Annotated in this window: 10 protein-coding genes; 3 read left to right on the top strand and 7 right to left on the bottom strand. The window is 40.4% G+C overall.

The window, feature by feature from the left end; translation table 11 throughout:
* Positions 1 to 244 precede the first annotated feature (244 nt).
* From tacF to HT703_RS04620, 3 genes are read left to right on the top strand one after another with little or no spacing between them, the layout of a single operon-like run.
* Complete coding sequence (gene tacF / locus HT703_RS04630; RefSeq protein WP_054393064.1) at positions 245 to 1,732, top strand: type IV teichoic acid flippase TacF; 1,488 nt, start codon at positions 245 to 247, stop codon at positions 1,730 to 1,732.
* Between the two features lie 9 nt (positions 1,733 to 1,741).
* The gene (locus HT703_RS04625; RefSeq protein ID WP_054393063.1) at positions 1,742 to 2,545 is read left to right on the top strand and encodes a phosphorylcholine transferase LicD; all 804 of its coding nucleotides are present in this window, start codon (positions 1,742 to 1,744) and stop codon (positions 2,543 to 2,545) included.
* A 1-nt stretch (position 2,546) separates the two neighbouring features.
* Entirely contained in the window at positions 2,547 to 3,356 is an 810-nt protein-coding gene (locus HT703_RS04620; protein WP_054393062.1) for a phosphorylcholine transferase LicD, read from the top strand.
* A 271-nt stretch (positions 3,357 to 3,627) separates the two neighbouring features.
* Here the strand turns inward: HT703_RS04620 and carB are convergent, their stop codons facing one another.
* From carB to HT703_RS11480, 7 genes are all read right to left on the bottom strand, one after another.
* Positions 3,628 to 6,804, bottom strand: coding sequence for a carbamoyl-phosphate synthase large subunit (gene carB / locus HT703_RS04615; protein WP_054393061.1), 3,177 nt, complete (start codon positions 6,802 to 6,804; stop codon positions 3,628 to 3,630).
* A 447-nt stretch (positions 6,805 to 7,251) separates the two neighbouring features.
* Complete coding sequence (locus tag HT703_RS04610; RefSeq protein ID WP_000166853.1) at positions 7,252 to 8,331, bottom strand: carbamoyl phosphate synthase small subunit; 1,080 nt, start codon at positions 8,329 to 8,331, stop codon at positions 7,252 to 7,254.
* Between the two features lie 49 nt (positions 8,332 to 8,380).
* A complete protein-coding gene (locus HT703_RS04605; RefSeq protein WP_023936533.1) occupies positions 8,381 to 9,304 on the bottom strand; it encodes an aspartate carbamoyltransferase catalytic subunit in 924 nt (307 codons plus the stop codon).
* Positions 9,305 to 9,322: 18 nt separating this feature from the next.
* Positions 9,323 to 9,844, bottom strand: coding sequence for a bifunctional pyr operon transcriptional regulator/uracil phosphoribosyltransferase PyrR (gene pyrR / locus HT703_RS04600; protein WP_000850023.1), 522 nt, complete (start codon positions 9,842 to 9,844; stop codon positions 9,323 to 9,325).
* A 210-nt stretch (positions 9,845 to 10,054) separates the two neighbouring features.
* Complete coding sequence (gene nth / locus HT703_RS04595) at positions 10,055 to 10,684, bottom strand: endonuclease III (protein ID WP_000244443.1); 630 nt, start codon at positions 10,682 to 10,684, stop codon at positions 10,055 to 10,057.
* Entirely contained in the window at positions 10,684 to 11,226 is a 543-nt protein-coding gene (locus HT703_RS04590; protein ID WP_023936535.1) for a DUF177 domain-containing protein, read from the bottom strand. Before HT703_RS04590 ends, nth begins: the two co-directional genes overlap by 1 nt.
* A 187-nt stretch (positions 11,227 to 11,413) precedes the next feature.
* Positions 11,414 to 11,669 (bottom strand): hypothetical protein (locus tag HT703_RS11480; RefSeq protein WP_205380509.1); only part of this gene is annotated, 256 nt, incomplete at its 5' end.

Here is an 11,669-nt window from a genome sequence, read left to right as displayed (position 1 = left end):
AAAATAAATGGAAGCTAGAAGCCTTGTCAGCCACCAGCATAGCTGGTGGTTTTCTTGTTTTTCTCTACGAGAAAAACTGGCTTGAATCCATAATCAAAAAGCAAACTAGGAAGCTAGCCGTAAGCTGTACTTGAGTACGGTAAGGCGACGCTGACGTGGTTTGAATTTGATTTTCGAAGAGTATTACTGCCCTTCATTTCTTATTAGCTGACTTTATGATATAATGAAAAACGAGGTAAATTGAATGAAAAGTATAAAATTAAATGCTCTATCTTACATGGGAATTCGTGTCTTGAATATTATTTTTCCCATCTTAACTGGAACCTACGTCGCGCGTGTCTTGGACCGAACTGACTATGGTTACTTCAACTCAGTCGACACTATTTTGTCATTTTTCTTACCCTTTGCGACTTATGGGGTCTATAACTACGGTTTACGAGCCATCAGTAATGTCAAGGATAACAAAAAAGATCTGAATAGAACCTTCTCCAGTCTTTTTTATTTGTGCATAGCTTGTACAATTTTGACCACTGCGGTCTATATCCTAGCCTATCCTCTCTTCTTTACAGATAATCCAATCGTCAAAAAGGTCTACCTTGTTATGGGGATTCAACTCATTGCCCAGATTTTTTCAATCGAATGGGTCAATGAAGCTCTGGAAAATTATAGTTTTCTCTTTTACAAAACTGCCTTCATCCGTATCCTGATGCTGGTCTCTATTTTCCTGTTTGTCAAAAATGAACACGATATTGTTGTCTATACACTTGTGATGAGTTTATCGACACTGATTAACTATCTGATTAGTTATTTTTGGATTAAAAGAGACATTAAGCTTGTTAAAATTCACATCAGTGATTTTAAACCGCTCTTTCTCCCTCTGACAGCCATGTTGGTCTTTGCTAATGCCAATATGCTCTTCACTTTTTTGGATCGTCTCTTCCTCGTTAAAACAGGGATTGATGTCAACGTTAGTTACTACACCATAGCTCAACGAATTGTGACCGTTATTGCTGGTGTTGTAACAGGAGCTATCGGAGTGAGTGTGCCTCGTCTTAGTTACTATCTAGGAAAAGGCGATAAGGAAGCCTATGTTTCTCTGGTTAATAGAGGTAGTCGAATCTTTAACTTCTTTATCATTCCACTGAGCTTTGGACTCATGGTTTTAGGACCAAATGCTATCCTACTTTACGGTAGTGAAAAATATATCGGAGGTGGTATCTTAACCTCTCTCTTCGCTTTTCGTACGATTATCCTGGCCTTAGATACCATTCTTGGTTCCCAAATTCTCTTTACAAATGGCTATGAAAAACGTATCACAGTCTATACAGTCTTTGCAGGATTACTCAATTTGGGCTTAAACAGTCTCCTCTTTTTCAACAATATCGTGACTCCTGAATACTATTTACTGACAACTATGCTATCAGAGGCCTCTCTACTTGTTTTCTATATCATTTTCATCCATAGAAAACAACTTATTCACTTGGGACATATCTTTAGCTATACTGTTCGATACTCTCTCTTTTCACTTTCCTTTGTAGCAATTTATTTCCTGATTAATTTCGTGTATCCTGTGGATATGGTCATTAATTTGCCATTTTTAATTAATACTGGTTTGATTGTCTTGCTATCAGCTATCTCTTATATTAGTCTACTTGTCTTCACAAAAGATAGCATTTTCTATGAATTTTTAAACCATGTCCTAGCCTTAAAAAATAAATTTAAAAAATCATAGGAGTTTAAAATGAAACAACTAACCGTTGAAGATGCCAAACAAATTGAATTAGAAATTTTGGATTATATTGATACTCTCTGTAAAAAGCACAATATCAACTATATTATTAACTACGGTACTCTGATTGGGGCGGTTCGACATGAGGGCTTTATCCCTTGGGACGACGATATTGATTTATCCATGCCTAGAGAAGACTACCAACGATTTATTAACATTTTTCAAAAGGAAAAAAGCAAGTATAAGCTCCTATCCTTAGAAACTGATAAGAACTACTTTAACAACTTTATCAAGATAACCGACAGTACGACTAAAATTATTGATACTCGAAATACAAAAACCTATGAGTCTGGTATCTTTATCGATATTTTCCCTATAGATCGCTTTGATGATCCTAAGGTCATTGATACTTGTTATAAACTGGAAAGCTTCAAACTGCTGTCTTTCAGTAAACATAAAAATATTGTCTATAAGGATAGCCTTTTAAAAGATTGGATACGAACAGCCTTTTGGTTGCTCCTTCGACCGGTTTCTCCTCGTTATTTTGCACATAAAATCGAGAAAGAAATTCAAAAATATAGTCGTGAAAATGGGCAGTATATGGCCTTTATCCCTTCAAAATTTAAGGAAAAGGAAGTCTTCCCAAGTGGTACCTTTGATAAAACAATCGATTTACCCTTTGAGAATTTAAGCCTTCCTGCACCTGAAAAATTTGATACTATTTTGACACAATTTTATGGAGATTATATGACCCTACCACCAGAAGAAAAACGCTTCTACAGTCATGAATTTCACGCTTATAAATTGGAGGATTAGGATGCAATATTTAGAAAAAAAAGAAATTAAAGAAATTCAACTAGCCCTGCTGGACTATATTGATGAGACTTGTAAGAAACATGATATTCCTTATTTTCTCAGTTATGGAACCATGCTTGGAGCCATCCGCCACAAAGGTATGATTCCTTGGGATGATGATATTGATATTTCCCTTTATCGTGAGGATTATGAGCGTTTACTGAAGATTATTGAAGAAGAAAATCACCCTCGCTACAAGGTTCTTTCCTACGATACATCTTCTTGGTACTTCCATAATTTCGCATCGATTTTGGACACTTCTACTGTTATAGAAGACCATGTCAAGTACAAGCGTCATGATACCAGCCTTTTCATCGATGTCTTCCCAATTGATCGATTTACAGACTTGAGCATTGTCGACAAGAGCTATAAGTATGTGGCTCTTCGTCAACTAGCTTATATCAAAAAATCACGAGCAGTTCACGGTGATAGCAAATTAAAAGATTTTCTTAGATTATGTAGCTGGTACGCTCTCCGATTTGTCAATCCCCGTTACTTTTACAAGAAAATTGATCAGCTAGTCAAAAATGCTACAACCAACACTCCTCAATATGAGGGAGGAGTTGGTATTGGTAAAGAAGGAATGAAAGAAATCTTCCCAGTTGATACCTTTAAAGAACTGATTTTAACTGAGTTTGAGGGCCGTATGTTGCCTGTTCCCAAAAAATATGACCAATTTTTAACCCAGATGTATGGCGATTATATGACACCACCATCAAAAGAAATGCAAGAGTGGTATAGTCATAGCATTAAAGCTTATCGCAAAAGCTGATTGAGGGCGACCATACAAACTACTAAGATAGAGGTTATTCAAAAACATAATTTTAGTAGAAAATGAAGTAAATATTCCTACAATAAAACGCATAATATCAAGGTTTTCAACACCTGATATTATGCGTTTTATAATTTTAAAGACTTTTTTCTATAGTAGATTGAAATAAGATACGAACAAATCAATTAGAAAATTCAAATTAATTTCTAGAAATATTTTAGTATTCCTGTGTACTGTTCTAAATTCAGTCTGCTATATCTTATTTTTCTATTTAAATCGCTTCTGTAACAAAGCTACGACTTTCAAGTACCTTAAGCATGGCGTTAGCTGTATCTAAGGCTGTGAATAGGGGTACCCCGTGTTCAATAGCTGAACGACGGATTTGCTCACCATCTTCGTCAGCAGTTCGTTTTGTTCCAACTGTATTAATGATAGCTTGGATTCTTCCCTTGCGAACAAAGCTTGGGATATCCTTATCTTCATCACCTATCTTTCCAACAGGCTGAGCATGTAATCCATGACTGGCAAAGAAGGCTGCTGTCCCTTCTGTCGCGAGGATTCCATAGCCAATATTTTGGAAACGACGAGCCAAGTCCAAGGCTTCTTCTTTAGCATCATCAGCGATGGTAAAGACAACATTTCCAAAAGTTGGCAAGTGTAAGTAAGAAGCTTCAAAGGCCTTATAGAGAGCTTTTTCCAAAGTAGCATCAGAACCCATAACTTCCCCTGTTGACTTCATTTCAGGACCAAGTAAGCTGTCTACCTTAGCTAGTTTGGTAAAGGAGAAGACAGGTGCCTTGATATGAACGCGGGTGCTTTCAGGGTAAAGTCCATCTTGGTAGCCAAGTTCTGATAAACTTTGACCAAGAATGAGCTTAGTCGCTACTTGAGCCATAGGAATATTGGTCACCTTAGAAAGGAATGGAACGGTACGGCTGGCACGTGGATTGACCTCAATAACATAGACTTTTTCATCCTTGATAACAAACTGGATGTTCATCATTCCAAGGCAGTTAAGACCGATTGCTAGGCGTTTGGTGTAGTCTGCGATGGTCTCCTGAACCTTTTGCGACAAGGTTTGTGGTGGGTAAACTGCCATTGAATCACCTGAGTGGACACCGGCACGTTCGATATGCTCCATGATACCAGGAATGAATACATTTTTACCATCTGAAATGGCATCAACTTCGCACTCTTGCCCAACGATGTAAGAGTCAACAAGAACTGGGTGGTCTGGACTAGCCTTAACAGCAGTTCGCATGTAAGAACGAAGGTCTTCTTCGTTTTCAACGATTTCCATGGCACGTCCACCAAGTACATAAGATGGGCGGACAAGAACTGGGAAGCCAATCTTGCGAGCTGCAAGCACTGCTTCTTCTTCATTGGTAGCCGTTTGTCCTGGTGGCTGTGGAATGTCCAAATCTTTTAGAGCTTGCTCAAAGAGGTCACGGTCTTCGGCACGGTCTAGGTCAGCGACCTGTGTACCAAGGATGGTCACACCTGCTTTTGCCAATGACTCCGCAAGGTTGATAGCTGTTTGACCACCAAACTGAACGATAACTCCCTTTGGTTGTTCCAAGTCAATGACGTTCATAACATCTTCGAATGTCAATGGCTCAAAGTAAAGCTTGTCTGATACCGAGAAGTCTGTTGAAACAGTCTCTGGATTTGAGTTCATGATGATAGCTTCATAACCAGCTGCCTGGATAGCCTTAACTGAGTGAACCGTTGCATAGTCAAATTCGACCCCTTGACCGATACGGATTGGACCTGAACCTAGGACAAGTACAGATTCTTTATCAGATCTGATAGACTCATTTTCCCATCCATAGGTTGAATAGAAATATGGTGTTTCAGAATCAAACTCCGCAGCACAGGTATCGACCATCTTATAAACTGGAACAATCTTGTTTTCCAAGCGAAGTTGACGAAGTTGATCAGCAGTTGTTTTCCAAAGTTCCGCAATCTTACGGTCTGAGAAGCCATTAAGTTTAGCTGTTTTCAAGACTTCTAGATCTTGTGGATGAGCACCCAATTCCTGCTCAATTTCAAAGATATGTAGGAGTTTATCCAGATAAAAAATATCGATTTTTGTAAGCTCTGCAATTTCTTCTGGTGTGTAACCACGGCGAATAGATTCTGACACGTAGAAGAGGCGGTCATCTTGGGCTTTGACAACTTTTTCAATCAAGGAATCATCAGAAACTGCTGCAAGTTCAGGCATTTCATTGTGGTGCACCCCAATTTCAAGGGAGCGGCAGGCCTTGAGAAGAGATTCCTCGATATTACGACCGATTGCCATGACTTCTCCAGTCGCCTTCATTTGTGTACCGAGACGGCGTTCACCCTTTTCAAACTTGTCAAATGGGAAACGAGGAATCTTGGCAACCACGTAGTCAAGGGCTGGTTCAAACATGGCATAGGTTGAACCTGTAACTGGGTTGATGACCTCATCCAAGGTCAAACCTACTGCAATCTTAGCAGCCAATTTTGCAATCGGATACCCTGTCGCCTTAGATGCTAGGGCTGAAGAACGCGACACACGAGGGTTTACTTCGATGACATAATACTTGAAACTGTGTGGATCAAGGGCCAGCTGAACGTTACATCCCCCTTCAATCTTAAGGGCACGAATGATGCTCAAGCTCGCGTCACGTAGCATTTGGTTTTCATAGTCTGCCATGGTTTGCGCAGGAGCAAATACAATGGAATCTCCTGTGTGAATTCCGACTGGGTCAAAGTTTTCCATGTTACAAACAACCAAAGCATTGTCAGCTGAGTCACGCATCACTTCGTATTCGATTTCCTTGAAACCTGCAATCGAACGCTCAATCAAACATTGGGTCACAGGTGATAATTTCAAACCATTTTCAGCGATTTCACGCAATTCTTCCTCGTTGGCACACATACCACCACCAGTACCACCAAGGGTAAAGGCTGGACGAACGATAACTGGGTAACCAATTGTCGCTGCAAAGGCAACAGCTTCTTCGACTGTGTTGACAATTTCAGATTCTGGAATTGGTTGGTTGAGCTCTTCCATCAATTGTTTAAAGAGGTCACGGTCCTCCGCTTGATCAATGGCAGATAGTTTAGTACCCAGAAGTTCAACACCAAGCTCATCTAGGATACCATTTTTAGACAATTCCATGGCCATATTAAGCCCTGTTTGACCACCGAGTGTTGGTAGCAAGGCATCTGGACGCTCCTTACGAAGAATACGTGTCACAAACTCAAGTGTAATCGGTTCAATATAAACCTTGTCCGCAATCTCCTTGTCCGTCATGATGGTTGCAGGGTTTGAATTAACCAAAACCACCTCATAACCTTCCTCTTTCAAAGACAAGCAAGCCTGGGTCCCAGCGTAGTCAAACTCAGCAGCCTGACCAATAATAATCGGACCAGAACCAATCACCATAATTTTTTGAATATCAGTACGTTTAGGCATAGTTTATGATACAAAGCCCGTAAAGAACACAGTGAAAATAGGAAACTCGGTACAGACGCCTTCAGCGTCAAGACGATGTTTATCTTTTTCACACAGTTCTTAGGGTATGTTCACTTTCGCGAACAATGTATCTTCTCCTTTCTATTCGTCGCCTCACTGAGCGACATTAAATAAATTCTCCGACGATTTTTTAGCGAAACGATATTTTTCGGTAAAAAATCTAGTGCAGGGAGTTTTTAGTTCGCCTGATAGCGACTAAAAGAAACGACCTGCCTTTCTATTCGGCAACTCTCAGATTTCCATTAAATAAGATACAAAGGACGAATAGAAAGCGATTGAATTTTAGGAAACCAAGGAAGGATTGACAATCCAAGTTGGTTTCTCTAAATTCCGAGCTTTCCGTCCGTGTTCAGTTACATAAATTCTCCGACGAGCTTTTACTCATTCTTAGTTTGATTGTTTAAAAGCTTCCATCATCTCGATAAACTCGTCAAATAGGTAGCTAGCGTCGTGTGGACCAGGGGCTGCATCTGGATGGTATTGAACAGAGAAAGCAGGTTGGTATCTGTGACGCACACCTTCAACTGACTTGTCATTGATTTCTTCATGGGTGATAATCAAATGCTCTGGCAAATCCTCACGGCTAACTGCATAACCATGGTTTTGACTTGTAAAATCCACACGTCCTGTAGCAATTTCGCGTACCGCATGGTTGAATCCACGGTGTCCAAATTTCATCTTGTAAGTCTTAGCCCCGTTTGCCATTGCAAAGAGTTGATGCCCCATACAAATACCAAAAATTGGAATTTTTCCTTGTACACCACGAATCATATCCAGTGCTTGGGGAACATCTTCTGGATTTCCCGGTCCATTTGACAACATAACTCCGTCAGGGTTGAGATGGAGAATTTCTTCAGCCGTTGTTGAATAAGGAACGACTGTCACGTTACAGTTGCGCTTAGAGAGTTCACGTAAGATTGAGTGCTTGAGACCAAAGTCCACTAGCACTACGCTCAAACCAACTCCTGGAGCTGGATACGAAGTTTTAGTAGAAACCTGCTTGATATTGTCTGTCGGCAAGACTGTTGCTTGGAGCTGGTCCGTCACATGGTCCATACTGTCCCCAACATGGGTCAAGGTTGCACGCATCGTACCATGCTTACGGATAATCTTGGTAAGAGCACGTGTATCAATCCCTGAAATACCCGGAATTTTCTTGGCTTTCAAAAATTCATCCAAGGTCATTTGGTTGCGCCAGTTACTAGCTCTACGTGCTTCTTCGAAAACAACAACTCCCTTACAAGTTGGAATAATGGATTCGTAATCATCACGGTTAATTCCATAATTTCCCACCAAAGGATAAGTAAAGGTCAAGATTTGTCCATTATAAGACTGGTCTGTAATGGATTCTTGGTAGCCGGTCATGCCTGTATTAAAGACAATTTCACCAGTTACATCAATATCTGCTCCGAAGGCCTTGCCTTCAAAAACTGTACCATCTTCTAATACTAGAAGTCTTTTTGTCATATTTTCACCTCTCGTGGACGCTCACTGGCGTCTTTTAACGTCTTGTGTTTTAGTTGGCGTTTCTACTCGCCAGTACGGATTCTAAGATTGCCATTCGAACAAAGACACCATTGGTCATTTGTTGGACAATCCGTGATTTTGGTGCTTCAACCAAGTGGTCTGCGATTTCTACATCACGGTTGACTGGAGCTGGGTGCATGAGGATTGCTGTTTCTTTCAAACGGTCATAACGTTCTTGAGTCAAGCCATGTTGGGCATGGTAGTCTTCTTTTGAAAAGACTGCTCCGCTATCATGGCGTTCATGTTGCACACGGAGAAACATCATGACATCCACCTGATCAATGATTTCATCAATGGTTACAAACTGTCCATAGTCTGCAAACTCTTGACTTCTCCATTCCTCAGGTCCAGCAAAATAAAGTTCAGCTCCCAAGCGTTTCAAAATCTGCATATTGGATTTGGCAACGCGTGAATGGTCCAAGTCACCTGCAATCGCAACCTTGAGACCCTCAAAGTGGCCAAATTCCTCATAAATAGTCATCAAATCAAGCAAGCTCTGGCTAGGATGTTGTCCCGAACCATCTCCACCATTGATGATGGAAGTCGTAATCGTGGGACTAGCAATTAACTCTCTGTAGTAGTCAACCTCAGGGTGGCGAATCACACAGACATCCACTCCTAAAGCAGACAGAGTCAAAATGGTATCATAAAGTGTCTCACCCTTATTGACTGAACTAGTCTTCACATCAAAGTCAAGTCGTTCCAGCCCCAGTTTAATCTCTGCCACTTCAAAGGACTTATGCGTCCGTGTAGAATCCTCAAAGAAAAGATTGGAAACAATCGGGTGGTTTTCATAAGGAAGCTGAGCTCCGTTTTTAAACTCAATCCCTCGTTTGATCAATTTCATCACTTGATCGACAGTGAGGTCTTCCATGGACACCACATGGTTCAATGCTTGTTGATTTTCTGACATGGCCACTCCTTTAGCTTTCTAAGCTTCTTCAGTAATCAGAACTCTGTCTTGACCATCAAGTTCTGCCATCTCTACGATGATTTCTTCAGAACGACTGGTTGGGATATTCTTCCCAACGTAATCTGGACGGATTGGCAATTCTCTATGTCCACGATCGACTAGAACTGCTAAACTTACGCGCGCAGGACGACCATGACCTACAATATTATCAATAGCAGCACGGATGGTACGACCTGTATAAAGCACATCGTCCACCAAGATAACTTCGCGGTCTGTCACATCGACAGAAACCAAAGAAGTATCTTCTCCACTTTTAACATCATCACGGAAGGGTTTAGTATCCAATTCCACAACCGGAACTGAAAGGTTTTCTAGTTGCTCCAAACGTTCTTGGATACGATGGGCGATAAAGACACCGCGAGTTTTAATACCAGCCAAGACGATTTTATTCAAATCTTTGTTGCGTTCAATAATCTCATAAGTAATACGCGTAATCGCTCGTTTGACGGTCAATTCGTCTACAACTTCTTTTGTCTTCATGACAAACCTCCAAAAAGAAAAGTCTCCTTAAACAAGGAGACTTGAAATGTATAGCTAAGCAAGCCCTACTGCACACAGTATAGACTTCACCCTTCTACTTTATCGCGCTCCTTGCCTGCCTCACGGGACAAGTTTAAAGGAATATTTAGTTATCAATTACTATAGCACAAAGTAAGCTTAAAATCAAGCAAAAACTTTCGATTTTCCATCTTACAAATTGCTAAAATCATATAACTGTGGGTACTGGTCACACTCTGGATTTTTAGGATGACAAATGGCTCTTCCAAAATAAATCATGGCCTGATGAGCTGCTAACCACTGCTCAGGCGGCAAGATATCCATGACCCGCTTTTCCACCTCAAGTGGTGTCGCTGATTTTTTGACGATATCGTGGTGTTTGCAAATACGCTCCACATGAGTATCCACTGCAAAGGCTGGAATCCCAAATCCTACACTCATAACAACATTGGCTGTCTTGCGACCAACACCTGCCAAACTCTCCAATTCCTCACGTGTTTGAGGGACTTGACCATCAAAATCGTCTAGTAACTGTTGGGCACATTTTTTAAGGAATTTAGCCTTATTTCGATACAGTCCCAGTCGAGAAATGTGTGAAGCAATCTCACTCTCTGTTGCAACAGACATGGCTTGTGGCGTTGGAAAGGCAGCAAAGAGGCCTGGCGTAGCCTTATTTACCGCTGCATCCGTCGTCTGGGCTGACAACATGACCGCAACCAAGAGTTCAAAATGATTAGTGAAATCAAGACTGGGCTTGGCATCTGGAAAAAGAGCAATGATTTCTTCTAGCACCTTTCGTGCTCGTTTTTTTGACAAAACCATTATTCGTCTCCATCAAATAGTCCTTGTAAACCAGCAAAAGGACTGTTTTCTTCTTTCTTAACTGCTTGTTGAGCTTGGTATTCTTCTTCTGTCATGATTTGCCAGTCATTTCCTGAAACAAATCCTTGGCCAGCTTCTTCTTCAGCCGTCAAGACCTTGATAGGAATGTTTAGTAGGATATTGTCTGACACGCTCTCAGCAAGGTCAAGTTCTCCATTTTCGATAGGCAGGACCAAGTCATCGTCTAAAACTTCCTGATCTAGTTGGTTAGTTGCACCTTCCATGAAAACTTCCGTTACTGGATAAGATTCAACTAACTCAACTGGCTCCATACTACGACTTGAAGCAAGAACAATGGTATAAGATAGTTGATAATCTAAGAAATACATACGGTTTTCGTACTGTACTTTCCCAACTGCAAGGATATTTTTTACATCTAAAATTTCTTGATTACGTGCACGCAGGTCTGCGACTAGGTCTAACGTTTGTTCAAAATGCAAGCCTTCAGACTGCTTGCGTATCTCTTGAATATTTAATTTCATACTTCCTCCATAAAGATTTACTCTCTTGATTATACCATGAAAAGCCTACAAATCAACCCACCAAACTTTGTAATTAACATTCAAGTTTTTAATATGTCCACTATGATATTTTGTTTTTTAGTGCTATACTACATCAGAGCAAGGAGGATGCCCCTATGGAAGACAAAGAACTCGGTACTAATGCTTATCACTCGTATTTTAGAGCTTGGAATTTCCAGTTTTCTGTTGACAAAATTTCCTTAAAAGTATAGTATAAAGATACCAATACTCGGAGGTAAGGGAGACATGAACAACTAAGCCTATCAAATAAAAAACCTTTATTTAGTAGATCTTGTTTTTGTCTCTTTTTGTGTACTCTTTTATGCTCTTTTTCTGGCATTTTATACTCAATGAAAATCAAAGAGCAAACTAGGAAGCTAGCCGTAGGTTGCTCAAAACACTGT

Origin of the sequence: Streptococcus sp. 3874 (assembly GCF_013276425.1) — a bacterium.
Classification (GTDB): Bacteria; Bacillota; Bacilli; order Lactobacillales; family Streptococcaceae; genus Streptococcus; species Streptococcus pseudopneumoniae.
Note: the sequence above shows the minus strand (reverse complement) of the source record. Positions and strands in the feature narration are given on the sequence as shown.